Source organism: Neisseria iguanae (assembly GCF_003013245.1).
GTDB lineage: Bacteria > Pseudomonadota > Gammaproteobacteria > Burkholderiales > Neisseriaceae > Neisseria > Neisseria iguanae.
In genome coordinates this window covers 14,200-38,402 of sequence record NZ_PXYY01000011.1, presented here as the reverse complement: position 1 = coordinate 38,402, position 24,203 = coordinate 14,200, and the positions used below count along the sequence as shown (strand labels likewise).

The following is a 24,203-nucleotide window of genomic DNA, read 5'->3' as shown; positions in this document are numbered from 1 at the left end:
GAGAATACGTATGCCCGTTTAGGGGAGTTAGTAGCGCAAGTTGTTTCCTACGTTGTCCATAATACGTGGCGTAATAAATACTAACAATTCACGGCGTTTTTCATTGCGGGCGCGTGATTTGAACAAGTTCCCCACCACTGGAATATCACCCAGCAAAGGAACTTTGTTGACGCTGTTGGAATTTTCTTCCTCGTAAATGCCTCCGACAATCAAGGTGCCACCATCTTCCACCATGGCTTGGGTATTCAGGTTTTTGGTGCTGATACATTTGGTAATGACAGAATCTACCGTACAGTCTTGCGGTGTATCCTTATTGATTTTTACCGTCATGATAATTTGACCGTCAGGCGTAATATTCGGTGTCACTGTCAAGCCTAATACGGCTTTTTTGAATGATACCGAAGTCGCACCGCTGGAAGTAGCCTCTTGGTAAGGAATTTCTGTACCTGATTCGATGGTCGCCTCTTTGCGATCTTGTGTCAATACGCGCGGATTGGAAATGGTTTTGCTTTTGTTTTGGCCTTCGGCTGCTGCCAATTCCAAACCCAATGCGCCTGAAGCAAATGACCGAACCAAGGCAATCGATGCGGTTGCAGCATTGGTGGTCGGCAGGCTGATGTTTGGGCTCATCTCTAAGGGAGTCAATGCTGGTCTTGTGTTGGAATTACTTAAAATAGCATTAGCAGTTGTTACATTGTTGTTGTAAGCAATACCTGTATTTTTGATTGCATTCGACAAATTTGAACCCCAAGTATTGCGGCCGTTGATACCAGTATAGCCGAATTTTACGCCCAAATCACGCGAAAAGCCTTCATCAGCTTCCACGATTCTTGCTTCAACCATCACTTGGCGCGTTGGCACATCCAGTTCATTAACCAACTTGCGGAACTTCTCAATCACATTATGGTTGTCGGTAATAATCAGGGTGTTAGTAGCCGAATCAATTAATGCACTGCCGCGATTGCTCAATAAAGTGTTGTGAGTATTGCTGTTGCCGCTGCCGCCATTTTCTTCAATACGCAGAATTTTGCGGAATTCTTCAACGTTTTTGTATTTCAACTGGAAAGTTTGCGACAACAACGGACCTAACTCGGCGATTTCTTTTTCGGCTTGCAAAAATGCTTTGTCTTTAGCTAAAAGTTCGTTACGCGGCGCGATGTTAATGATGTTGCCTTGGCGACGCATGTCTAAGTTACGCGCCTGCATTACCAAATCCAGTGCCTGATCCCAAGGTACGTCTTTTAAGGATAAGGTCATTTTACCGTTGACTGTATCGCTGGCTACGATATTCATGCCAGATTCTTTGGACAAAATCTGCAAAATCGTGCGGACTTCCACATCTTGGAAATCCAAAGAAATTCTGCGGCCGTTAAAGGATTTGTTGGCATTATTACGTAAACCGCGGCTTTCGATGGTTGCGGCTTTCGGTACAATTTCAAAGGTATAGCGGCCGGCGGCAGATTTGGTGCTGATGTCCCAATTGCCTTTGGTGCGGATAATCAATTGGGTAGCGTTACCAATGCGTTTTAAAGTAACGTTTTGTACCGATGTGTTGAAGTCGCTAACATCCAAATTACGCTGAGCTTGAGTCGGCAGGGGGTGATTCTTTAAAGTAATGACAACGCGGTTACGCTCTTGCTTCACATCAGGATTGCCTGAGAAGGTTGGCGCAGACAATTCTATGATGCCTGAGTTGCGTGAACCTTTGCGGAAGTCGATGTTGGCGGTGGTAGCAACTTGATTTGATTGGGTGGCACGTGGCGCGGCAGCAGTAGGTGCAGAGCCTGATGCGGAATAAGTGGCAGTGGGGGCGGCAATATTTTTGTCGGCTGACTCGCTAATATATACCCACACTTCGTCACCACGGATTTCGGTGTTGTACTGACCTGTTTTGTTCAGACCCAATAAGATGCGTGCGCGGTCATTATTTTGTGCGGCGGTAATTTGATTCAATAAAGGATCTGAATATTCCAATACTGGTTGTGGTAATTGGATATTGGTATTGGCAAAATCCAAGGCGATGCGTGCCGGTGCGGCGGTTACAAAGCCGGTAGGGTTGGTAATGTCACGGTCAAAGCGGATTTTGATAATTTTTTGATTATCGGGCAAAGTCGATACGTTGATATCGGTAATATTGCCTGCAAAGGCCGTCTGAACAGCCATTGTTATACTCAGACCGGCAAAAAGTTTTGTCATACGGTTGATTTTCATAAAGTGAGACCCCTTATATTAATTTGTAACAAGAACAGTATTTTCGTCGACAGGTGCAGTGGTTTGCAGTAAGTTGTTGCTGTCTGGCTGGCTGTTCAAAGGTAATTCTGCTGTGCGATAAATCCAGTTGCCGTAACTGTCTTCAACCATTTCGGTAATCACGATTTTATCTTCGGTAATCCGCTGGATTTTACCGTAATTTTGCCCGATATAATTACCCGGTACGACAGTGTAGACATGATTTTCTGCTTGGATAAAGCCGGAAATCCGATTGCTGCTGCGCAAACTGCCGACATAGCGTAAATTTTCCAAGCTGAATGCTTCCAAAGTTTCTTTTGTGCGGCTCAGGTTGGGGGCATTGCTTGTTCTTGCAGTCAGGGTTTTCAAGCGACGGGAATCGAATGCATTCGGGCCGGAGTAGCTTGGCGGAATATACACTTTAGGAGGCGTAACAGTCGGTTCTTCAAAAGGAATGATGTGTTTCTTGGCATCTGCACGGGTTTGCGTCATCCATTGACTTAAATCATTATAAGTCGGGGTGCATGCTGCAATGTTTAAGACACCCAAGAGTAAGATAGTATTTTTCATGATTTCCCTATATTACTTTTTCTATTCTTGTGGTTTGCCGGAATTGCCGTTTTGATTGGCTTCTTCGGCTGCTTTTTGTTCGGCAGCGACTTCTTCTGCCGGACGGGCTTTGTAGGTGGTTGCCGTCGCGTTTAGTGTGAGTAAACCATCTTTGCCGTCTTTGCTGTTTTTATCTTCCGTTGATTGCGTGATTTTCAAGGATTCCAAAGTAATAATGCGTGAAAGGCCGCCTACATCACGGGTAAACTGACTGATTTGGTTGTATTTGCCTGTAATGGCAATTTCATACGGCAGTTTCTCAATCGGGCCATCAGGTACGGATGGTTGCGGTAAAACGCTGTCAAGGCGTAAACCGTTGGTCGAGCCTGCCTGATGTAATTCTTGAATGAGTGTCGGAATTTCGGCATCAGTTGGCAATTGCTTGAGCAAAACATTAAATGCGGAACGAATCGACATTAATTCGGCTTGCAGATTGTTTAGACTGGCGGCTTCAATACTTTTCTTGGTATAGGCTTCTTTAAGCTTGACTTCGGTTTCTTCATGTTCAGCCAATGTTTCCAATTGTCCTTTAAAAAGGGCAAAGTAACCAATCACCAAAATTGCCAAAACAGCCAATGCGGCCAAAACCAATTTGGCGGGTGTGCTGAGCAGGTAAAGGTTTTGAACATCAATGTCTTTTAATTTTTTTGCGGCCATTTATTTTACCTCCTGTACAGGTGTCGTCTGAAGCGTAGCTTCCGAAGCGGTAATATTAGCCACGGGAACGGTATTTTGAGTCAGTAAGACACGCAGGGTAAATTCTTGATAGTTTTCCACTTTTTTAATGCTTAATAATTCAGGCTGCGAGAATATGCCGGTACTTGGCAATGCGCGCATGAACATCGCGATTTTATTATCACTGATGGCGCGGCCGGTTACTTTGTAAGTGGTCGGATTCTCTGCCTCTAAAGCAGTCAGGTAAGTATTGTCAGGTGTCAAAACATTCAACGTATCAATAATATACGCGGCTTGCGAACGTTTTTCCTGCAATTCTTCAACCTTAGTTTTCTTAGCTAGGAAATTTTCTTTTTCTGCTTGCAGCTTTTTGATTTCACCTAAGTCTTCATCCAATTTTTTGATTTCTGATTCAAGGAAAGCATTGCGGCCTTGTTGGTTATCAATGGCGCCGTTGAGACTGAGATAGGTCAGTGCTGATAATCCCAAGCCAATCAGCAAAGCAGTCAGCATCAATATTTTGAATTGTTGCTTTTGATGTTGTTTAATTTCTTCCCGGTAAGGAAGAAGGTTGATTTTAATGAGTTCAATCATATTACAATCCCCTTAAAGCTAATCCGAAAGCCATAGTTAAAGATGGCGCATCTATTTGTAATTGTGGTAAATCTACTTTGCTGCTTCTCTCGGTGTAGATTACCGGATGAACGCATTGGGTCGGCGTGTTGGTTTGCGAGAAAATACTTTCTGCCAAGCCGTTTTGTTGAGAAGGTGCGCCTGTTAGCAAGATGTGTTTGACGTTTGAGAAGGTTTCCGTATTTTGAGTGGTATAGTAAAACTGCAATACACGCTGGACTTCTTGCGCTACCTGCACATTGAACCGGTCGGCGATCTGGGTTTGGTAATCGGACGGCTGGTTCGTCGCAACCATCATTTGCGCCGCTTTTTCTTCGGTTACTTGATAAGTGCGTTGGATTAATTGGTTTAATTGTTCTGTGCTGACCGGTGTTTCCTGTTTATAGAGAATCTGACCGTTTTGTATAATCAGGGCATACATTTGCGTGGCATAAATGCCGAATACGGCAATTTTTTCATTGGTCAATTCGGGTGCGTGGTGATTAATCCAATAGGCATAGGCGTTGCGTTGGGCCAATAAATCTAAATCCATGACAGACAAAGCTATGCCGGCATTTTCAAACATCTCAATGCACGGTTCTACGTCGTCTTTTTTGGAGGTAACGATGAGCATTTGTTGGCCGGTAGGAGAAACGGAAGTACCGGTGACCTGGTAATCGTAGTTCATCTCTTCAATAGGGCCGATTTGCGCCACTTCGAATTCGACAAAATCTTCTAAATCCAAATCTGTGTGCTTTGGATTGTAGATAACTTGTTCTACGGTTGCTATGCTTTGTGGAATGGCGGCAACAAAATTTTTGCAGGAGGTACGCAATTGGGTATAGGTATGTTGCAAATAAGTAACAAGTTGGTCGTAGTCTTGAATTTTGTTACCTTTGACAATATCCTTGGGCAGTTTGGTAATAACGTATTTTTCCAGCTGAATTTGGTTTAAACTACGCCCTGACAACTGAACCATTTTAATGGCATGTTGGCTGATGTCGATGCCGATGGCGGCACGATTGCTGAGCCCACTTGTTGTTTTATTGGCTTTTATAGTTGTATTTTTAGTGCTTTTTGATAAGCGCATAATATGACTTCCCTGTATCATTACGAAGTGAGTAACAGTTTCGATATCCGTGATGGATTCTTTTCTTTGCACACTGGTAACTGTGTTTTATAGAAAACGTTAGCTATTTTACTTTATTTAATGCCTTTGATGGCAAAATATTAATTGGTCATGATTAAAAAGATTATAACAACTTGTATTGGGTTGCTTCTTGGATTGGTGCTTTTTGGTATCGGATTGATTTCAATAGCAATTTTAGTGACTTATCCGAAGCTGCCTTCGCTGGATACTTTACAACACTATCAGCCGAAAATGCCGCTTACCGTATATTCTTCAGACGGTCGAGTAATTGGTTTGTATGGTGAAGAACGTCGTGAGTTTACAAAAATTGAAGATTTCCCCAAAGTGCTTAAAGATGCCGTGGTTGCGGCAGAAGATAAGCGTTTTTATAAGCATTGGGGTGTGGATGTCATCGGTGTGGCGCGTGCCATTGTTGGCAACGTGGTGGCAGGTGGTGTTCAGTCGGGGGCGAGTACCATTACTCAGCAGGTTGCTAAAAATTTTTATTTGAGCAGCGAGCGTACGTTCACCCGTAAATTCAATGAGGCATTGTTGGCCTACAAAATCGAACAGTCACTCAGTAAAGACCAGATTTTGGAATTGTATTTTAACCAAATTTACTTGGGTCAGCGTGCTTATGGCTTTACTTCGGCAGCGCAAATTTATTTCAATAAGAGTGTCAAAGATTTGTCTTTGGCTGAAGCGGCCATGCTGGCCGGTTTGCCTAAAGCGCCTTCTGCATACAATCCGATTGTGAATCCGGAGCGTGCCAAAATCCGTCAGGCTTATATTCTGAACAATATGCTCGAAGAAGGCATGATTACCATGCAACAGCGAGATAAGGCATTGAAAGAAGAGCTGCATTATGAGCGCTTTGTTCAGAAAATCGATCAAAGTGCGCTTTACGTTGCCGAGATGGTGCGCCAAGAGCTTTATGAAAAATACGGCGAAGAGGCCTATACTCAAGGTTTCAAAGTTTACACCACTGTTAGCACAAATCATCAGAAAGCAGCAACAGCCGCCCTGCGGCGGGCTTTGCGCAATTTTGACCGCGGCAGCAGCTATCGCGGTGCGGAAAGTTTTATCGATTTATCGAAAGTCGATGATGTGGAAGATGCGGTCAGTCAATACCTTTCTACACTTTATACCGTAGACGGCATGGTGCCGGCGGTTGTGTTGGAAGCAGCCAAGAGAAGCATTCAGATTCAATTGCCTAGCGGCCGGAAAGTAACATTGAACAGCGGTGCATTAGGTTTTGCCGCACGCGCGGTAGGAAACAAAAAAATGGGTGATGACCGTATTCGCCGCGGTTCGATTATCCGTGTCAAAGGCAGCGGTGATAGCTGGCATGTGGTTCAAGAGCCATTGTTGCAAGGTGCGCTGGTATCTTTGGATGCCAAAACCGGTGCGGTACGCGCTTTGGTCGGTGGTTATGATTACCACAGTAAAACGTTTAACCGTGCGACCCAAGCCATGCGCCAACCGGGATCAACCTTTAAGCCATTTGTGTATTCAGCCGCACTGGCGAAAGGCATGACTGCTTCGACACAAATTAACGATGCGCCGATTTCGCTACCGGGTAAAGGCCCGAACGGTACGGTATGGACACCTAAAAATTCAGATGGCCGCTACTCAGGTTACATCACATTGCGCCAAGCGTTAACCGCTTCTAAGAATATGGTGTCCATCCGTATTTTAATGTCCATTGGTGTAAATTATGCGCAACAATATATTCAGCGCTTCGGTTTTAGGCCGTCCGAAATTCCGCCTACTTTGTCGATGGCTTTGGGTACGGGTGAAACCACGCCGTTGAGAATGGCGGAAGGTTATACCGTATTTGCCAATGGCGGTTATCGCGTATCGGCGCATGTGATTGATAAGATTTACGACGGCCAAGGTCGTTTGCGCGCGCAAATGCAGCCTTTGGTGGCCGGGGAAAATGCACCTCAGGTGATTGATCCTCGCAATGCCTATATCATGTATAAAATCATGCAGGATGTGGTTCGTTCCGGTACGGCGCGGAGTGCGAATGCGCTTGGACGTTCGGATATTGCCGGTAAAACAGGTACCACCAACGACAACAAAGATGCATGGTTCATCGGCTTTAATCCGAGCGTGGTAACGGCGGTGTATATTGGTTTTGATAAACCGAAAAGTATGGGTAAAGCCGGTTATGGCGGCACGATTGCGGTGCCAGTATGGGTGGAATATATGCGCTTTGCCCTCAAAGGCATGAAAGTCGTCGGCATGAAAGTGCCTGAAGGTACTGTTACTAAAGATGGTGAGTACTACATGAAAGAGCGTCAGGTGACCAGTACGGATTTGTCGTTGGATAACGGCGGCAGCGTGCCACGCAGTAATGCCGCACCACGCGGCACCCGTCCTGAGGCCGGTGCCAACCGTGATGTAGCGCCACGTCGACAAAACGATGAGGCTTCGCGTTCGGCTCCGCTGGAAACCCCGCTGCCGCCAATCAACAGTAATAACAACGGTGGCAGCAAGCAACTGGATTCATTGTTCTGATGATGTCAAAAGGCCGTCTGAAACGTTTCAGACGGCCTTGTTTTAATATTTGCGGATGATTTGCGGTTTATCAATACTGTATTGGCTATACTCCGTTACAATATTTTGACCGTTTGGCCGCATGCTGGCTGTTTGTTCTTTCAAATGGCATTCAAACCATTCGCCGATGACCTTGTTTACTTCTTCAATGCCTTGCTTTTTCAGGCTGGAGAATAGTTGAATGCTGATACGCTGGCGTTCCATGTAAGGTTTGAGCGATTTTTTTACTTCTCCCAGTGTTTTGATTTGGTCGTTTTTGGAAAGCTTGTCGGCTTTTGACAACAGAATATGCACTGGCCGGCCGGTAGTATGGAAAAAGTCCAACATCTGAATATCTAAAGCTTTTAAAGGATGGCGTGCATCCATAATCAGCACCAAACCGATTAACTGGGGGCGTGTCTGTAAGTAGTTGCCCAAGAGTTTGACCCAGTGTATACGAATGGCTTCAGGTACTTGTGCATAGCCGTAGCCGGGTAAGTCCGCCATAAAATTACCGTTGGCCAGCTCAAAGAAGTTGATGTGCTGGGTGCGGCCCGGGGTTTTGGAAACATAAGCCAAGCGCACGTGATTAGTGAGCGTGTTAATAGCACTTGATTTGCCTGCATTACTGCGTCCGACAAAGGCGATTTCGGCAGGTGTGTCGGGTAAGTCTTTCAAATGATTAACGGTAGTGAAGAATTTTGCGTTTTGAAAGAGGTTCATAGTGGTAATTTAATGTAAAGTTAGTATAGAATACCATGTTTATAGAATCATTAGTTTTAATTTGGTAAAAATATATCCGGTATTATGAGTATAAAAAAGGCATTGTCTCGCTACGCAATGCTGTAATCAGGAGCACTCCATGAAACGATTCACTTTATTGGCTTTAGCCTTGGCGGCAGGTGCGGTGACTGCCGCACCAAAAGCCGATGTGGCAAAAGGCAAAGAAATTGCAACCAACGTTTGTGCTGCATGTCACGCTGCCGACGGTAACAGCGGTATTTCCATGTATCCGAAAGTATCCGCCCAACACGAAGCTTATATTTTCCAACAAACGATGGACATCAAAGAAGGTAAGCGTACCCATGGTTCGGCTGTGGCGATGAAGCCTATGGTGGCAGGTTTATCTGAGCAAGACATCCGCGACGTGTCTGCATTCTATGCCAAACAACAAGCTAAACCGGGTGAAACCAATCCGAAAGAAAATGCGGAATTGGGTGCGAAAATTTTCCGTGGCGGTTTAGCGGATAAAAAAGTACCGGCTTGTATGTCATGTCACGGCCCTAGTGGTGCCGGTATGCCGGGCGGCGGCGCCGATATTATTGCGTATCCGCGCATCGGCGGCCAGCACAAAGCCTACATCGTGGCACAAATGCAGGCTTACCAATCCGGTCAGCGAGAAAGTGCCATGATGCAGGATATTGCCAAACGTATGTCGGCTGAAGAATTGGAAGCAGTTGCCAACTTCATTCAAGGTCTGTATTAAGTTGCACGATTGCGTGATTGCATAACAAGGCCGTCTGAAAAGATTTGATTTCAGACGGCCTTAAGTGCATACGGTAACAAATCATTTAATTAATGTTGGAAAAATTGAGTTGTTTATATTTTTATGAAGAACAGCTTTTGTTTGCTGCTGAAACGGTTGTTTTAGGATTTTGGGGTATTTCCAAAACTGTAAATGGCTCTTTGAGCAAAAAACAAAAAGTGGAAACAATGTTAAATTTTTTACATTTAAAATAATTATCAATATTTTCTGATTAATTGAGTTAGGTGATTTATATTGTATTTATTTTTAAAGTTGTTGTATAGAGTCTACATTTTATGAGTACTACTCAAAAAACCGTTCCGTTTATCCGTCGGCCATGGTTTGCTTTTTTAAGCTCTATGCGCTTTGCCGTTGCTTTGCTCAGCCTGTTGGGTGTGGCTTCGATTATCGGTACGGTCTTGCAGCAAAACCAGCCACAAGTGAACTATGTCGTCAAATTTGGTCCGTTTTGGGCGCAGATTTTCGGTTTTCTAGGCTTGTATGATGTGTATGCTTCGGTTTGGTTCGTCATCATTATGTTGTTTTTGGTGATTTCGACCAGCTTGTGTTTGATTCGCAATGTACCGCCGTTTTTGCGCGAGATCCAATCCTTCCGCGAAAATACCAAAGAAAAATCGCTGGCCGCCATGCGCCATTCGACCGAACTGGAGCAGGGCATTTCGCCAGAAGTGGCTCAGCGCTATTTGGAAGTACAAGGCTTTTCAGCTAAAACTGTGCAACGTGATGACGGTTCGGTTTTGGTGGCGGCCAAAAAAGGCGCAATGAACAAATGGGGTTATATTTTTGCACACGCTGCCCTGATTGTGATTTGTGTCGGCGGCTTGATTGACAGTAATCTTTTACTGAAAGTCGGTATGCTGGCCGGCCGTATCGTACCGGACAACAATGCGGTGTATGCTAAAGACTTCAAACCAGAAAGCGTGCTGAGTACAGCTAATCTATCTTTCCGCGGCAACGTCAACATCAACGAAGGGCAAAGTGCCGACGTGGTGTTTGTCAATGCCGACAACGGCATGTTGGTGCAGGATTTGCCGTTTGAAGTGAAGTTGAAAAAATTCCATATCAATTTTTACGATACCGGGATGCCGAAAGATTTTGCCAGCGATTTGGAAGTAACTGACAAAACTACAGGTGAAAAAGTTGAACAAACCATCCGCGTGAACCATCCGCTGACCATGCACGGCATCACTATTTACCAAGCGAGCTTTGCCGATGGCGGCTCGGATTTGAAATTTAAAGTATGGAATTTGAGTAACCCGAGCCGTCAATCTATTGAGCTGAAAGCTACTTCGATGCGTGATTTTCCGTTTAATATTGGAGATACTTCATACCGCTTGGAATTTGATCAGCTTACGACAATAAATGTCGTAGATATAAGCAAGCCGTCTGAAAAAGCCGATGCCGGAATGCAGGGCATGATTAACGATGTTCGCGCTGTTTCTCAGGAAAACAAAAAATTCACCAACATTGGCCCATCGATTATTTACCGCTTGCGAGACAGCGCCGGCCAGGCCGTAGAATACAAAAACTACATGCTGCCGATTAAGCAGGAAGAGGACTATTTCTTCATCACCGGAACGCGTTCAGGCTTGGTGCAACAATACCGCTGGCTGTGTATTCCGATGGATAAAAGCGGCAAAGCGGATACCTTTATGGCCTTGCGCGAATTACTGAAAGACGAAGCGGCACGCAATAAAGCAGTGCAGCAGGCAACACTCGGCGCGCCGTCTGAAATCAGTGCGCAGTTTAAGCAGGCGGCAAGCAACACTTTGGGCATTTTTGCACAAGGCGGCTATTTGGCTTTGGATCAGTTTGTGACCCAAAATATTCCGAAAGAGCAGCAGGAAAAAATGCAGGGCTATTTCTACCAAATGCTTTTCGGCGTGATGAATGCTGCGGTAGATGAAACCTTGAAAAAATACAATTTACCCGATTGGCCGCAAGATGAAGCGCGCAACCGCTTTGTGTTGCACAGCATGGATGCCTACACCGGCCTGACCGAATATCCGGCACCAATGCTGCTGCAATTGGAAGGTTACACCGAAGTGCGTTCATCGGGCTTGCAGATGACGCGTTCACCAGGTGCTTCATTGGTGTATCTAGGCTCGGTTTTGTTGGTGTTGGGCACGATTTTTATGTTTTATATTCGTGAAAAACGCGCATGGCTGCTGTTTTCAGACGGCCGCGTCCGTTTTGCCATGTCATCTAGCCGCAACGAGCGCGATTTACAAAAAGAATTTCCGCAACACACCCAGCGTTTGCAACAGCTGGCGAAGGATTTAAACCATGACCATTCAAAATAAAGCCGTGCCGGAACACGAACTGTTAACACATAAATCATTCATGCGCAGCCTGAATGCCTTGGATTGGGGCTTTGCTTTAGTCATTGCCGCCATTGCTTACTTTGCACAAGCCCACGTCGGCCATCATATGGATATTTATGAGATGGTGATTTTGTGGGTGTGCGGGGGCATTGCTGTTTTCTTGGGCTGGTTTTTCAAACCGATGCGCTGGTATATCGTGCTGTGTCTGATATTGGCTTATGGCGCGGTGAATCTTTACGCAGGCGACATCAGGCATTCGGACGGTTTTTTGCTGAAATATTTCTTGAGCAGCCAATCGGCGATTATGTGGCAATGTGCGTTTGTGTTTTTTACGCTGTTTGCCTACATGGCCGGCGCAGTGATTGCCAACCGCCAACATCAGGAAACCAATACTTTACTTGGGATGGGAACCGTATTCGGCTGGATTTCCGCCGTTGCCGGTTTCACCGGTTTGTTGGTACGATGGCACGAAAGCTATCTGCTACGCCCTGATGCGGGGCACATTCCGGTATCTAACCTTTACGAAGTGTTTATTTTGTTTTTGGTGATTACCGCGCTGATGTATCTCTATTACGAAGGCCGTTTCGCCGTACAGAAGCTGGGCAGTTTCGTTTATGCCTTTATGGCGGTGGTGGTGTGTTTTGTGTTGTGGTACAGTATTTCGCGTGACGCACATGCCATTCAGCCGCTGATTCCGGCTTTGCAGTCTTGGTGGATGAAGATCCACGTGCCGGCTAACTTCATCGGCTACGGTGCATTCTGTATCGCCGCGATGTTGGGTGTGGCGGAGTTCTGGTCCTTGCGAAACGAAGAAAAGGGCAACCAATCATGGCTGCCGGCTTCGCAAGTCATCGAAGAAGTGATGTATAAAGCGATTGCCGTCGGTTTCCTGTTTTTCACCATTGCCACCATTCTCGGCGCATTATGGGCAGCCGATGCGTGGGGGCGCTATTGGAGCTGGGATCCGAAAGAAACATGGGCGTTTATCGTGTGGTTGAACTATGCGGTTTGGCTGCATTTGCGGCTGGTGGCCGGTTGGCGCGGCCGCGTGTTGGCATGGTGGGCGATTATCGGTTTGTTTGTGACCGCCTTTGCCTTCATCGGCGTGAACATGTTCCTAAGCGGTTTGCACTCTTACGGCTCGTTATAACCCATATTTAATAAAGCCTCCCGAAAGTTAGTTTCGGCCTATTGGACATTTGGGATGATTTTTCATCCCAAATCCTACTCCCGGCTACTAAAATATCTTCTGACAAATATAATCTTACCCCCTCTTCCCAAGCCCGGGGGCATCAGGTTTTCGTCTTTAATTCAGTGAATTTCCCCTCTATAGCTGTTTTACTAAATAACGGGCACAGAAATCTCCAAATGCCGTCATTCCCGCACAGGCGGGAATCCGGTTCCGTCGGGACGGGAACTTGTAAAAAATTACTGAAAACCAACGTTCCGGATTCCCGCCTGCGCGGGAATGACGGATTTCAGGTTTCAGACGGCATGGGAAAAACTTGTACTCATTTTTAAGTCAAACGGCAATAGCCGGTTCAGAAATACCATGACACCGAACCCGCGGCCGAAGGATGGTATTGGCGGCAGTCTTTTCCGATTGAATGGGCTTTGAAAGGGCCTGTTTGGTTTTACGGCGGATGGTTTTCCTGTTGCGGTGGTGGCGCTGCGCCGGTTGCGGACAGGTCTGCCTGCCGTGGGTGTATCCGTATGCGGGCAGCCCGGGGGATGTGGGTTTTGGGGTGAGGAGATACGTGTTACACAGGGGATATTTATATCTTTGCCTGCCGTTTTTACGGCGGTTTTTCACCGGGCTGTTTTGATGGCAAAAAGGGCGCTTTTTATAAACATTGGCAAAAAACCGCCAAAAGGCCTGTATGATAAGGTTTCCGGCGGTTTTTATCATCCCTAATGTCCGATAAGCCTTAGTTTCTTTCAGGCGGCTTTTTATGTCAGAAAAACCGCGTTGTTAGTCTGAGAGATTCAGAAAAACGAACCTACAACACCCCCAAAAGCGCATCACCTTCAAATCATTGTGCGGCTTAACTGTATCACCGAACGGCAGTACTCTTTTTGCCGGTGTCCCGAATCCTGAAAAGGAAACGATCATGCTGCTGTTCCATTAAGCTACGGATAATGTGTTTGACCCTACCGTCGGTCTGCGGCCGGGCAAGACCGGCAAACTTCTAACCGATATTGTTTGCACGCAGGCAACCGCCACGGATGAGCCGCACGGCTCCGATATCCCATAACGTTGTCGGAATAAACGCATGGGGATAGGAACGACAATCTTCCATCTCGCATAAACGGAACCCGGCAGCACTTTCGACTGTCCGGTCAGGCAAAATGGATGTTTGTTTCAGTATGGTTTTGATTGCCTTTCAAGACTGCAAACGACGCCGGCTTTTCTTTTATCCCTGAGACCGTGATGTTTGGTAGCCGTTCGTTTCATTTTGAGCGGACTCAGTCAAAATCAGTTTTTATCCGAGTCCAAATCAGCTTTGTATTCGATACGGCCGTGGTCTTTGTCTTCAATCGAAACATCCAATTCTTGATTGCCGCGTTTGAATTTTAAGCCGGCATCGTCACGTTTGATTTCGGATTCAACCACTTTAAAGCCTTTACTTTTGGCGTGGGCGATGACTTTTTTGGCCAATGCAGGGATAGAAGTGTTGTGCTTCGACAGTTCGGCTTCGTATTCAAACTCACCGTTGCCTTGGCGGTCGGCTTTGATGGTTTTCGCACCGGCAGGTTTGTAGATTTCAGACGGCAGTGGTGTAGCAAATGCGCTGGCTGAAAACAGCGCCAATACACCGGTCAACATCAAAGATTTCGTTTTGTTCATGAGAGCTTCCTTTTCTTTAAAAAGGCATTAAATTCGTCATGCAGCGGATTGTAGCGTCAGCATTAAAAAGTCGGCAAGTGGTTAAACCGGCTTTTACCTTAGCGGATTTTTTTGCCATTCGGTTTACTGCTCTTTGCAAAACTGCTGAAACTTACGCAAATTGCTGCATTTTTGCCATCACATTACGCTAAAAAACCGCATATCTTCCGTTGATGTGCGCAGCAGACAGGATTAAAATCGGCTAAAATACGGAATTCAGTTTTCAGACGGCCTTGATAAATATGTTGGTATTGGGAATCGAATCTTCTTGTGATGAAACCGGTGTTGCTTTATATGACACCGAACGCGGTTTGCTGGCACACCATCTGCATACGCAAATGGCCATGCATGCCGAATACGGCGGCGTGGTGCCGGAATTGGCCAGCCGTGACCACATCCGCCGCGTCGTGCCGCTGACTGAAGGCGTATTACAGGAAGCAGGCGTGGGTTATGACGACATTGATGCCGTCGCTTTTACACAAGGGCCGGGTTTGGGTGGCGCGTTGTTGGCCGGTTCCGGCTATGCCAACGCTTTGGCGTTTGCGCTGAACAAGCCCGTGATTCCCGTGCATCATTTGGAAGGCCATCTGCTGTCGCCGCTTTTGGCGGATGAAAAACCGGAATTTCCGTTTGTCGCCTTATTGGTGTCGGGCGGGCACACGCAATTTATGGCGGTGCGCGGTATCGGTGATTACACCTTGCTGGGTGAGAGTGTTGATGATGCGGCGGGAGAGGCGTTTGATAAAACCGCCAAATTACTGGGTTTGCCGTATCCGGGCGGCGCAAAATTGTCGGAGCTGGCCAAATCGGGTACGCCCAATGCGTTTGCCTTCCCGCGCCCGATGCTGCATTCGCATGATTTGCAGATGAGTTTTTCCGGTTTGAAAACCGCCGTGTTGACCGCCGTGGAAAAAGTCCGTGCCGAAACCGGCAGTAATAAAATTTCCGGGCAAACGCGCAACGACATCTGCTACGCATTTCAAGATGCAGTGGTTGACGTGTTGGTCGCCAAATCGAAAAAAGCTCTGCTCGATACGGGTTTCCGCACACTGGTGGTGGCCGGTGGTGTGGGAGCCAACTGGAAGCTGCGCGACGAATTCAGCCGCTTAAGCGTGCAAATGCCGTCTGAAAAAGGCAAGCCGAAAGCAGAAGCGGTTAAAGTGTTTTTCCCACCGATGGCATATTGCACCGACAACGGCGCGATGATTGCCTTTGCTGGCGCGATGCGTTTGCAGGACAGAAAACAAGCCGCCGGTTTTAATGTAAAACCGCGCTGGCCGCTGTCAGATATTGTGAAAGCGTGATGTGCCGTTGAGTTGGAAACAAAAGGCCGTCCGAACAAGATTGAAACGCAATCAGAGATTGCCGTCCTACCCGTTCGGACGGCCTTTCTAAGCCAAACCCGATTTATTTTTGGTTTTTCTCGATGATTTCTTTAAGCTGCGGCATCGGGCTGTAGCCGCTTTGGGTACGGCCGTTCGGGAAGACCAAGGTCGGTGTGCCGGTGAAGCCCAGTTGTTCGCCTAAAGACATGGTTTCAGCCACAGGATTATCGCATGCTTTAGCGGCAGCAGGGGCTTTGCCTTCGCGCATCCATTCCGTCCACGCTTTGCTTGCGTTTGGCTGACACCAGATGTTTTCGGCTTTGCGCTGCGCATCAGGGTGCAGGCTGGTAATCGGCATCATGAAGTTGTAAATCGTGATGTCGGTCATTTTGGCAAACTCATGCTCCAAGCGTTTGCAGAACGGGCAGTCAGGATCGCTGAACACAGCGATTTTCAGCTTGCCGTTGCCGCGTACTTCTTTGATCGCTTTGTCTAAAGGCAGGCTGTTGAAATCAATTTTGTTCAATTCCGCTGCGCGCTCATCGGTCAGGCTTTCACGCGTGTTCACATCAATCAGATTGCCGACCAGCATGTAATCGCCTTTGGCATCGGTGTAAATAATCTGATTGCCGCTCACCACCACTTCATAAACGCCCTGAATCGGGGTTTCGCCCACGCCCGTCACTTTCAAATCCTGCGCTTCATACACTTTTTCCAGCTTGGTTTTCAATGATTCGGCTACGCCTTTGTCGGCGGCTTTCGGTGCGGCGGCCGAAGCGGTAGCAGTCGTTGCGGAAGCTGTCCCTTTATTGGTGGCGGTGGTTTGACCGCAAGCTACCAACGGCAGCAGCACCAACGGCAGTAATGTGTTGATTAATTTTAGTTTCATGTTGCTTTGAAATAGAAAAGGAAAGGACACATTGTAACAAAACTCGGCGTGTAAGTGCAGATAAGTTTTTTGACGTATCGCTTGCTGATAAAATGAATACTTTGAAATTGTCTGAATCATCAGGCATGAAAAATACAACCATTTGATTTTAATTATGAATTATCACAATATCGCCCTTAATGTACCGCTTTCGGACGGCCTTTTGACTTATGCCCATCACGAAGCTTTGCCGGCGGGCACGCGTGTGGTGGTGCCGTTCCGCAACAAATTGCAAGTCGGCATCGTGTGGGCTGGCGGCATGACGCCTGATATTGATGTGCGAAAGATTCAAAGCGTTCAGACGGCCTTTGATGATGAAGCGCTGCTGCCGGCCGACTGGCGCGCGCTGCTGGAATTTACCGCGCGTTATTACCATTATCCGCTGGGACCTGCCGTGTTTACTGCTTTGCCTCAGGGGTTGAAGGAAATCAAGCCTGTGTCCATGCCCGAGCTGCCACTTTTTTACACCTTAAATGAGTCCGGCAGGGCGCAAGTGCCCCCGCCCGGGCGTTTTCATAAAAAACGCGCCGTGTGGGATGCCTTGCTTTCAGGCGGCCTGACGATACCCGATTTGAAAAAAATCCATGCCCAAGCGGAAAAATTATTGGGCGAATGGGCAGAACAAGGCTGGATAGACATTTTCCATGCCGCTGCCCCGAAATTGATGCCGTCTGAACATAAATTAAACGCCGGGCAGCAACATGCTTCGCAGCAGATTCAGACGGCCTTCGGACAATTCCAGCCGTTTCTGCTTTACGGCATTACTGGCAGCGGTAAAACCGAAGTCTATTTCGATGTCATCGCGCAAGTGTTGGCGCAGGGCAAACAGGTATTGTTTCTGCTGCCTGAAATCAACCTTACCCCGCAGCTTTTGAAGCGCGTGCAGAACCGTTTTGCCGGTGTGCCGACTGCCGTATTGCACAGTCAAACTGCCGCCGGCAAACGCACGCAGGATTATTTGCGTGCGATGTCGGGGCAGGCGAAACTGGTTATCGGTACGCGGTTGGCGGTGTTCGCGCCGATGAGCGGGCTGGGTCTGATTGTGGTCGATGAAGAACACGATGCGTCGTTCAAACAAGACAACGAATTGCACTATTATGCGCGCGATTTGGCGGTGTGGCGGGCGAAACAGGTCGGCTGTCCGATTGTGTTGGGCAGCGCGACACCGAGTTTGGAAAGCTGGCGCAAAGCGCAAAGCGGCGCGTATCGTCTGCTCGAATTGACCGAACGCGCCCATGCTGCCGCGCAATTGCCGCAGGTGGATATTTTAAACGTAGGCTGTATGAAACTCGACAACGGCTTTTCGCACCAAGCCTTGAAGCTGTTGCAAGAAAATTATGATGCGGGCGGTATGTCGCTGGTGTATCTCAACCGCCGCGGTTTTTCACCGGCCTTGTTTTGCGGCGATTGCGGCCATACTTTCAGCTGTCCGAATTGTTCCGCCAAAATGGTATTGCACCAACGTGCACGGCAATTGCGCTGCCACCATTGCGATCACCGCGAACCGGTCCCTTGCAAATGTCCCGATTGCGGCAACCAGGATTTGATTCCTGTCGGCCACGGTACGCAGCGCATCGAAGAAACTTTGCGCAATTTTATGCCGCAGGCCAGAGTCGTGCGTGTTGACCGTGACAGTACATCACGCAAAGACGATTGGGCGGATTTGTACCAACGGATTGCCGCCGACGATGTGGATATTCTCGTCGGCACGCAAATGTTGGCTAAAGGCCATGATTTCGCGCGGTTGAATCTGGTGATTGTGTTAAACGCCGACAGCAGCCTATACAGCTCTGATTTCCGTGCGTCGGAACGTTTGTTTGCCGAACTGATGCAGGTATCCGGCAGGGCAGGGCGTGCCGATAAAGCAGGGCAAGTGTTGATACAGACCCGGCTGCCCGACCATGCCGTATTTGCTGCTGTGAAAGCACAAGATTACCGCCATTTTGCCACGAACGAATTGGCTGAACGGCAAATGTTTGCCATGCCGCCATTCGCTTTTCAGGCGGCTATTCGTGCCGATGCCGCGAATGTGGCGCAGGCGGTGGATTTTTTGAACGACATAAAAGCCGTGATTCAGCCTTTGCTGCAAGAGAGCGTCACCCAATTCGGCCCCGCCCCCATGCTGATGGTGCGGCTAGCCGAACGCGAACGGGCGCAGATTTTTCTCGAATCCGCATCGCGCAGGGATTTGCATCATGCGGTGGGTTTGTGGGTGCAGGTGTTGCAGCAAAACCGCGACCACAAAATCCGCTGGAGCGTGGATGTGGATGTGCAGGATATGTGATAAAGGCTGGGGGAGTGCAGACTCATCCTCTTTCGCCTATTTTTTTTGCGCCTCGCCCTCGCCCTCGAACACTTGCTTGTCTGTATGACCTGTCTGCGCGTTTTGCGATGCTGCCGCTTTGAATTACACTCACATCCGGGGTTTTGCACAGCACCCGGGTTGTCTGAAAAGCTCAGACGGCCTTGTCAATAAAAACAATTTTAAATCATCGGCGACCATACGCTTTCTTCTTTCAAAAGCGTATCAACCGCTTCGGCGGTGCTGACAAATAGGCTGCCTGAGAGATTTTTCATCATCACCGAATGTTGCAGCTTATCTGCCAGTGGCTCTTTGATGTCGGAAAAATGCAGCGAGATATTTTGTTTTTTCAAATCATAATTGAGCAATAACAGCATTTCTTGTGCGGTCAGGTCGATATTGTTGACGGCGGAAAGCATTAAAATCAGGTGTTTGCAGTCGGGCTGCGCGGCAAGAGTGCGTTCCAGATAATGCCGTATCGGTTGGGCATTGCCGTAGAATATACTTTCGTCAATGCGTATGATGAGCAGGTTGCTATATTGCGTGGTCGGATAGCGGGTAATACTGCGGAAGTGGCCGTCTGAAGTGTGGCCGACGACGGTCAAATGCGGGTGGCTCGACTGCCAAATCAGCCCGGCAAACGACACCAAAACCCCCAATACCAAACCGGTGTTGAGGCCAAACAGCAACACGCCGGAGCAGGCAGTCAGAAATGCGGCAACATCGGTTTTGTCACTGCGGGCGGCACGTTTTAGCGTGTCCCAGTCCATCATGCTGAGAATCGCCACCATGATGTTGGCTGCCAATACGGCATAAGGCAACGGTTCGAGATAGCCGGCCAGCAGCAATAAAAATGCCGCCATTACGCCGACTGAAATGATTCCGGCCAACGGTGTTTGCGCGCCGGCATCGGCATTCACCGCCGTGCGCGAGAAGCCGCCGACTACGGGGAAGCTTTGGAAGAATGCGCCAATCATGTTTGCCCAGCCCAAGCCTTTTAATTCTTGATTGGTGTCGAAATGTTCCTGCCGTTTGCGCGCGCAGCTGGCAGCAACGGAATTACTGGAGACAAAGGCAATCAGCGCAATTAAGGCCGCAGCAGGCAGCAAGTGGAGGATTTGACTCAATACATCATGCAGGCCGTCTGAAAACGGCAACACAAAATGCGGCAGTTTGGCCGGTACATACTCAATCACGGCGATGCCGTTTTGTTGAAAATCCAATATCAAGCTGAACGCCACTGCCGCTATCATAATGATTAAGGGCAGCAGGCGGACGATAAATTGGGCGGTTTTCAGCGTGAGCCAATGTGCCAGCCAACGCTTGAGATAATAGCGGTTGATGAAAAACAGACCGAACGCCAGCGCACCGACCATCAGGGTAGGCAAATGCAGCGTGTGAATGCGGTTGATAAACGATAGGGTGTAATCGATAATGGTGCTGCCTGAAAGGTTGGCGCCGATTAAGAACTTGATTTGGCTGATAAAAACCAGAATTGATGCCCCGGTGACAAAACCCGCAGTCACGCCTTGGCTGATGAAACGGGTAATCCAACCTAAGCGAAACAGTGAAGCCAGCCACAATAATGCACCCATCAGCAAAGCCAAAAATGCGGCCAACAGCGCATATTGCTCTGGCGGCAAATGTTGATAGCCTTGCAGGGCATGGGCGGTCATGATAGCGGTGACGGCGACGGGTCCTACGGCATTGACGTTGCTCGCACCAACCCACGCATACACCAACACCGGCACAATCGCACTGTATAAACCATACACCGGCGGCAAGCCCGCCAGCGCGGCATAACCCAAGCTTTGCGGAATCACGATGATGCCGACAACCAAACCCGCTATGATGTCTTGGCTGAGACAGCGGCGGTCGTAACGGCGTAGCCAAAGCGGAAGTTGGAAGGATTGAGTCATGGCAATTTAGAATCAAATTAACGGTATGGTCTGCAAAGGTTTTCTTGATTATAAAACGATTTGAATCGATGAGGAAATTTCGTGCTTTGCAAGGGAAGGCTGTCTGAAAGCTATATTTTCTGTTCAGAATATATAATTGATAATGTATTGGGATATTTTACATTAGAAGAAAGTATATATGAGTTTCAGACGGCCTTGTTTTATAATAACGGATTTGCACTATCTTTAAAGTCCCGCCATGACATTTCCCCAATCTCTCGCCATATTTATGCTTGCTACCTGCTCTCTGCCTGCGATGGCCTTGAACTTCGGCAAAATCCGTGCCGATGAAATTTCGGTGTATGTGCAGGATTTAGACACTGGAAAAGTGCAGATTGACCACCGCTCGGGCGTACCGGTGAACCCGGCTTCCACCATGAAACTGGTGACCGCGTTTGCTGCATTTCAAGCCTTGGGCAAGAATTATCGCTGGACGACTAATTTTAAAAGCCCGGCGCCGATCACTGGTGACACACTAAACGGCGATATTTATTGGGAAGGCAGCGGCGATCCGGTGCTTGACCAAGAAGGTTTAATTGCCTTGCAGCAGCAGTTGCGCGATCGCGGTATCCGCAATATTGCCGGACAATTGGTGCTTGACCGCAGCCTGTGGGGCGACATCAAAAACAGTAAGGAATTTGCCGCCGATGAAGCGGAAACCTACATGACACCGCCTGATCCCAACCGCTTGGCGTATAAAGTAGTGGCGGTGAAAGGGGAACGTAATCCTTTGGGCGATATTGTGTGGACAACCAATCCGCCGCTGCCGAACATCAAGCTCGACAATCAAGCCACGGTAGTGCCGTCTACTGCCGAATGCAAATCCATCAGCCGCTACATGAGCGGCCGATACAGCGGTGGCGCATTGATTATCAGCGGTAATGTGCCGGAAACCTGTTTGAGCGAGACTTTGTATGTCAACATGCTGACTTCACAAGATTTTGCCCGCCGCAGTTTCATCAATCAATGGCGCGCCGGAGGCGGCATGATTTCAGACGGCCTGAAAGTAACCGCCACGCCGTCTGAAGCCAAAACGTTAGCCACCCTGCAATCTAAGCCTTTGAGCGGGATTTTGGCGGACATGAACAAGTTTTCCAATAATCTGATTGCGCGTTCGGTATTTTTAAAACTGGGACAGGATAAGGATTTACAGGAAGCCTTACACCGAGCCGACTCAGCGGTGAAGCTGGAATTGGGCATGGCTGGTGTAGATACCACTCATCTGGTGTTGGAAAACGGTTCCGGCTTGTCGCGTAAAGAACGGGTAACGGCGAAAATGATGGGGCAATTATTAGAACAAGCCTATTTCAGCCGCTATAAAGACGAGTTTATCAACACTTTGCCAATTGCCGGTGTAGATGGCACGCTGAAAGCACGTTTGAAACAAGCAGGCAGCAATCTGCGCCTGAAAACCGGCACGCTCAAAAATGTGCGCGCGCTGGCTGGCTATTGGCTGGGCAGGCAGCCGAAAGTCGTGGTAGTGGTGATTAACAGCCCGCATTCTGATGCTTATTTAAAAGACATGGACAGGCTGGTGTCGGAAATCGTTTTGCCGGGAGGGAAAAGTTGGGTCACATTGGCCGCCAGCTGCGAAGCGCGGCAAGATGTTTGAATCAGTTTGAAAAATAATCATAAAAGGCCGTCTGAAACCACTTTTCAGACGGCCTTTCGGTTTTCTAATAGAAGCCATAGCTGATTAAATGAATAATGAGATAGGTCGGATTCTTGAATCCGACACTTGCTTAAAAACCAAGAAACCACTTAAATTCAAGGTAAAATTTGCCTTTTCGAGAAAAGGTCAGATACCGGGTATCTAACCTGCTCCGTGTGTTCATTTTTAAGTTAATAATTTATTAATGAAAAAATATCTGTTATTCAGTTACGTTTGATTTTAAATAAGAGGCTGTAAAATAAGGGCTGTATTAGATTGGCAGTTATGTTACTCATTCGAAAATGAAGATAACACACTGTAAATTATCTGAAAAAGTACAAAAGAAACAACTTGGGTTTTTGTACCTGGAGTTACTGCCCGTCCGGCTGCCGGTTTATTGGATATCCACCCCAATGCAGCAGCGTTGTTTACCGTAAAACCCGTCAGGTTGTTGCCTGCCATTTAACGCTTCAAGCAGATAAAGTTTTTGATGGTTCCGTCGGATTTGATGAAAGTTATTTTGGCGGGCTGCGCAAAGGCAAACAGGATTGCGAAAGCAGTGGGTAAAGCCGCTCCGTATCCGGTATTTTGAAACGGCAGGATAGGTGTATGCTTTGCTGTCGTTAAATAAAACAAAATTTTTGCTTTCGTCACCGGTGGCTTGGTATTTCAACAAAGTCATCCGGCGCAAATCACCGCTTTTTTCGTCGATGATGGCTTTCACAGTATCGGTGGTTACGGTAATCGGTTCGGCAGGTGTGAGCGCTGCTTCATTTCGGGCAACGACTGGCGCCGTAAGGTTTATTACCGTTGTTGCAGAAAACACCGGGAAAGGTACGTCACTGCCTGTTATTAAACGGAAAACCATGCCTGACAGCATTGTTTGTACAGACGGTTATAAAGCTGTGATGTTGTTGGCTGTCAGTGGGTTTACTTAACCGAATCAATCGTTCAGGGCTTTTTGCAGGCCGTCAAAACCACATTGATGGTATTGAAAATTTCCGGAATCAGGCAAAGCGAATTCTACGGAAATAAGACGGAATTGACCGGAAATCTTTCCTTTTATTCCTGAAAGAATGTGAATTTTGTTTTAACTTTGGCGCACCAAAAGGGCAGCTTAAAGTCTTGCGGTTTTGGTGTGGTATTTAAGGCTGAGCTAATACAGTCTCTGAAATAATCAGCCGTGTGTAAGGAAGATAGTTTCATTGAAAAAAACAATAAAGGTTTGATTGGCTAGAAGCGTCCTCATTTCATCATGCTGCATCTTTACTCGGCATAAAAACCCATCTGCTGCGTTAAAAGTGCGCGCAAGGTGTCCCAACCTTGCTGCACTTTTCGCCTTGCATGCGCGGTTTTCTACTCAAAAATTTGCGATGCAGCGCAGACAAAATTAAGGATACGCCCTAATCACACACTGTTTTTTTATAGAAAAAGAGCTTAATTTTATTTGATTATCAAAAAAATCGCTTGCTGTCGCTTTGCAAGCT

At 47.5% G+C, this 24,203-nt stretch carries 18 protein-coding genes and 3 pseudogenes; 10 read left to right on the top strand and 11 right to left on the bottom strand.

The features are described 5' to 3' along the window. Positions 1–27: 27 nt before the first annotated feature. Genes C7N83_RS03200 through pilM form a run of 5 tightly spaced genes read right to left on the bottom strand, consistent with a single transcriptional unit; the run spans position 28 to position 5,215 of the window. Positions 28–2,211, bottom strand: a complete 2,184-nt coding sequence (locus C7N83_RS03200) for a type IV pilus secretin PilQ (protein WP_106740590.1) — start codon at positions 2,209–2,211, stop codon at positions 28–30. Positions 2,212–2,229: 18 nt separating this feature from the next. Next, the gene (locus C7N83_RS03195; RefSeq protein WP_106740588.1) at positions 2,230–2,799 is read right to left on the bottom strand and encodes a pilus assembly protein PilP; all 570 of its coding nucleotides are present in this window, start codon (positions 2,797–2,799) and stop codon (positions 2,230–2,232) included. A 21-nt stretch (positions 2,800–2,820) separates the two neighbouring features. Further along, positions 2,821–3,495, bottom strand: coding sequence for a type IV pilus inner membrane component PilO (locus C7N83_RS03190; RefSeq protein ID WP_106740587.1), 675 nt, complete (start codon positions 3,493–3,495; stop codon positions 2,821–2,823). Beyond that, complete coding sequence (locus C7N83_RS03185) at positions 3,496–4,107, bottom strand: PilN domain-containing protein (RefSeq protein WP_106740585.1); 612 nt, start codon at positions 4,105–4,107, stop codon at positions 3,496–3,498. It abuts the gene before it with no gap. Between the two features lies 1 nt (position 4,108). Further along, positions 4,109–5,215 carry a type IV pilus assembly protein PilM gene (gene pilM, locus C7N83_RS03180; RefSeq protein ID WP_170064783.1) on the bottom strand — a complete coding sequence of 369 codons (1,107 nt, stop codon included), beginning with the start codon at positions 5,213–5,215 and terminating at the stop codon, positions 4,109–4,111. A gap of 150 nt (positions 5,216–5,365) precedes the next feature. Between pilM and C7N83_RS03175 the strand changes: the two genes are divergently transcribed. Beyond that, on the top strand, positions 5,366–7,777 hold the full coding sequence (locus C7N83_RS03175; protein ID WP_106740582.1) for a penicillin-binding protein 1A: 2,412 nt from the start codon (positions 5,366–5,368) through the stop codon (positions 7,775–7,777). A gap of 42 nt (positions 7,778–7,819) precedes the next feature. Here C7N83_RS03175 and yihA read toward each other — a convergent pair whose 3' ends face one another. Next, positions 7,820–8,518: a ribosome biogenesis GTP-binding protein YihA/YsxC gene (gene yihA / locus C7N83_RS03170; protein WP_245911107.1), complete on the bottom strand. Its 699-nt coding sequence runs from the start codon at positions 8,516–8,518 to the stop codon at positions 7,820–7,822. A 139-nt stretch (positions 8,519–8,657) separates the two neighbouring features. On the opposite strand from yihA, the gene C7N83_RS03165 reads away from it, so the two are divergent. The 4 genes from C7N83_RS03165 to ccsB all read left to right on the top strand — a co-directional run bounded on the left by C7N83_RS03165 (position 8,658) and on the right by ccsB (position 12,815). Then, positions 8,658–9,281, top strand: coding sequence for a c-type cytochrome (locus C7N83_RS03165; protein ID WP_106740580.1), 624 nt, complete (start codon positions 8,658–8,660; stop codon positions 9,279–9,281). A 92-nt stretch (positions 9,282–9,373) separates the two neighbouring features. Further along, positions 9,374–9,535, top strand: coding sequence for a hypothetical protein (locus C7N83_RS14525; protein WP_170064782.1), 162 nt, complete (start codon positions 9,374–9,376; stop codon positions 9,533–9,535). Positions 9,536–9,679: 144 nt separating this feature from the next. Then, positions 9,680–11,644, top strand: a complete 1,965-nt coding sequence (locus tag C7N83_RS03160; protein ID WP_245911109.1) for a cytochrome c biogenesis protein ResB — start codon at positions 9,680–9,682, stop codon at positions 11,642–11,644. Next, on the top strand, positions 11,628–12,815 hold the full coding sequence (gene ccsB / locus C7N83_RS03155; protein WP_106740577.1) for a c-type cytochrome biogenesis protein CcsB: 1,188 nt from the start codon (positions 11,628–11,630) through the stop codon (positions 12,813–12,815). Before C7N83_RS03160 ends, ccsB begins: the two co-directional genes overlap by 17 nt. Positions 12,816–13,187: 372 nt before the next feature. Here the strand turns inward: ccsB and C7N83_RS03150 are convergent, their stop codons facing one another. Together C7N83_RS03150 and C7N83_RS03145 are read right to left on the bottom strand one after the other, a co-directional pair. Continuing rightward, positions 13,188–13,574: a hypothetical protein gene (locus C7N83_RS03150; RefSeq protein WP_106740575.1), complete on the bottom strand. Its 387-nt coding sequence runs from the start codon at positions 13,572–13,574 to the stop codon at positions 13,188–13,190. A gap of 567 nt (positions 13,575–14,141) precedes the next feature. Next, complete coding sequence (locus C7N83_RS03145; protein ID WP_106740574.1) at positions 14,142–14,513, bottom strand: hypothetical protein; 372 nt, start codon at positions 14,511–14,513, stop codon at positions 14,142–14,144. 281 nt (positions 14,514–14,794) lie between these two features. Between C7N83_RS03145 and tsaD the strand changes: the two genes are divergently transcribed. Continuing rightward, entirely contained in the window at positions 14,795–15,856 is a 1,062-nt protein-coding gene (tsaD, locus tag C7N83_RS03140; RefSeq protein WP_106740572.1) for a tRNA (adenosine(37)-N6)-threonylcarbamoyltransferase complex transferase subunit TsaD, read from the top strand. Between the two features lie 103 nt (positions 15,857–15,959). Here tsaD and C7N83_RS03135 read toward each other — a convergent pair whose 3' ends face one another. After that, positions 15,960–16,766: a DsbC family protein gene (locus tag C7N83_RS03135; protein WP_106740570.1), complete on the bottom strand. Its 807-nt coding sequence runs from the start codon at positions 16,764–16,766 to the stop codon at positions 15,960–15,962. A 154-nt stretch (positions 16,767–16,920) separates the two neighbouring features. Between C7N83_RS03135 and C7N83_RS03130 the strand changes: the two genes are divergently transcribed. Beyond that, on the top strand, positions 16,921–19,089 hold the full coding sequence (locus C7N83_RS03130) for a primosomal protein N' (protein WP_106740568.1): 2,169 nt from the start codon (positions 16,921–16,923) through the stop codon (positions 19,087–19,089). A gap of 200 nt (positions 19,090–19,289) precedes the next feature. Here the strand turns inward: C7N83_RS03130 and C7N83_RS03125 are convergent, their stop codons facing one another. Beyond that, a complete protein-coding gene (locus C7N83_RS03125) occupies positions 19,290–21,026 on the bottom strand; it encodes a SulP family inorganic anion transporter (RefSeq protein WP_106740566.1) in 1,737 nt (578 codons plus the stop codon). A 238-nt stretch (positions 21,027–21,264) separates the two neighbouring features. On the opposite strand from C7N83_RS03125, the gene dacB reads away from it, so the two are divergent. Next, positions 21,265–22,677: a D-alanyl-D-alanine carboxypeptidase/D-alanyl-D-alanine endopeptidase gene (gene dacB / locus C7N83_RS03120; RefSeq protein ID WP_106740564.1), complete on the top strand. Its 1,413-nt coding sequence runs from the start codon at positions 21,265–21,267 to the stop codon at positions 22,675–22,677. 397 nt (positions 22,678–23,074) lie between these two features. After that, positions 23,075–23,327, top strand: a pseudogene (locus tag C7N83_RS15665) (IS1595 family transposase); the annotation flags it as partial. Positions 23,328–23,359: 32 nt separating this feature from the next. On the opposite strand, the pseudogene C7N83_RS16890 reads toward C7N83_RS15665, so the two are convergent. Further along, a pseudogene (locus C7N83_RS16890) lies at positions 23,360–23,584 on the bottom strand (membrane protein insertase YidC); the annotation flags it as partial. On the opposite strand from C7N83_RS16890, the pseudogene C7N83_RS03110 reads away from it, so the two are divergent. Then, positions 23,514–23,865 (top strand): annotated as a pseudogene (locus C7N83_RS03110) (IS1595 family transposase); the annotation flags it as partial. The pseudogenes C7N83_RS16890 and C7N83_RS03110 sit on opposite strands and share 71 nt — an antisense overlap. Positions 23,866–24,203: the final 338 nt, after the last annotated feature.

Excerpts from the sequence above, each read along its gene's own strand:
- C7N83_RS03200 (WP_106740590.1), bottom strand. The coding sequence starts at position 2,211 with ATGAAAATCAACCGTATGACAAAACTTTTTGCCGGTCTGAGTATAACA.
- C7N83_RS03195 (WP_106740588.1), bottom strand. The coding sequence starts at position 2,799 with ATGAAAAATACTATCTTACTCTTGGGTGTCTTAAACATTGCAGCATGC.
- C7N83_RS03190 (WP_106740587.1), bottom strand. The coding sequence starts at position 3,495 with ATGGCCGCAAAAAAATTAAAAGACATTGATGTTCAAAACCTTTACCTG.
- C7N83_RS03185 (WP_106740585.1), bottom strand. The coding sequence starts at position 4,107 with ATGATTGAACTCATTAAAATCAACCTTCTTCCTTACCGGGAAGAAATT.
- pilM (WP_170064783.1), bottom strand. The coding sequence starts at position 5,215 with ATGCGCTTATCAAAAAGCACTAAAAATACAACTATAAAAGCCAATAAA.
- C7N83_RS03175 (WP_106740582.1), top strand. The coding sequence starts at position 5,366 with ATGATTAAAAAGATTATAACAACTTGTATTGGGTTGCTTCTTGGATTG.
- yihA (WP_245911107.1), bottom strand. The coding sequence starts at position 8,518 with ATGAACCTCTTTCAAAACGCAAAATTCTTCACTACCGTTAATCATTTG.
- C7N83_RS03165 (WP_106740580.1), top strand. The coding sequence starts at position 8,658 with ATGAAACGATTCACTTTATTGGCTTTAGCCTTGGCGGCAGGTGCGGTG.
- C7N83_RS14525 (WP_170064782.1), top strand. The coding sequence starts at position 9,374 with ATGTTGGAAAAATTGAGTTGTTTATATTTTTATGAAGAACAGCTTTTG.
- C7N83_RS03160 (WP_245911109.1), top strand. The coding sequence starts at position 9,680 with ATGCGCTTTGCCGTTGCTTTGCTCAGCCTGTTGGGTGTGGCTTCGATT.
- ccsB (WP_106740577.1), top strand. The coding sequence starts at position 11,628 with ATGACCATTCAAAATAAAGCCGTGCCGGAACACGAACTGTTAACACAT.
- C7N83_RS03150 (WP_106740575.1), bottom strand. The coding sequence starts at position 13,574 with ATGATAAAAACCGCCGGAAACCTTATCATACAGGCCTTTTGGCGGTTT.
- C7N83_RS03145 (WP_106740574.1), bottom strand. The coding sequence starts at position 14,513 with ATGAACAAAACGAAATCTTTGATGTTGACCGGTGTATTGGCGCTGTTT.
- tsaD (WP_106740572.1), top strand. The coding sequence starts at position 14,795 with ATGTTGGTATTGGGAATCGAATCTTCTTGTGATGAAACCGGTGTTGCT.
- C7N83_RS03135 (WP_106740570.1), bottom strand. The coding sequence starts at position 16,766 with ATGAAACTAAAATTAATCAACACATTACTGCCGTTGGTGCTGCTGCCG.
- C7N83_RS03130 (WP_106740568.1), top strand. The coding sequence starts at position 16,921 with ATGAATTATCACAATATCGCCCTTAATGTACCGCTTTCGGACGGCCTT.
- C7N83_RS03125 (WP_106740566.1), bottom strand. The coding sequence starts at position 21,026 with ATGACTCAATCCTTCCAACTTCCGCTTTGGCTACGCCGTTACGACCGC.
- dacB (WP_106740564.1), top strand. The coding sequence starts at position 21,265 with ATGACATTTCCCCAATCTCTCGCCATATTTATGCTTGCTACCTGCTCT.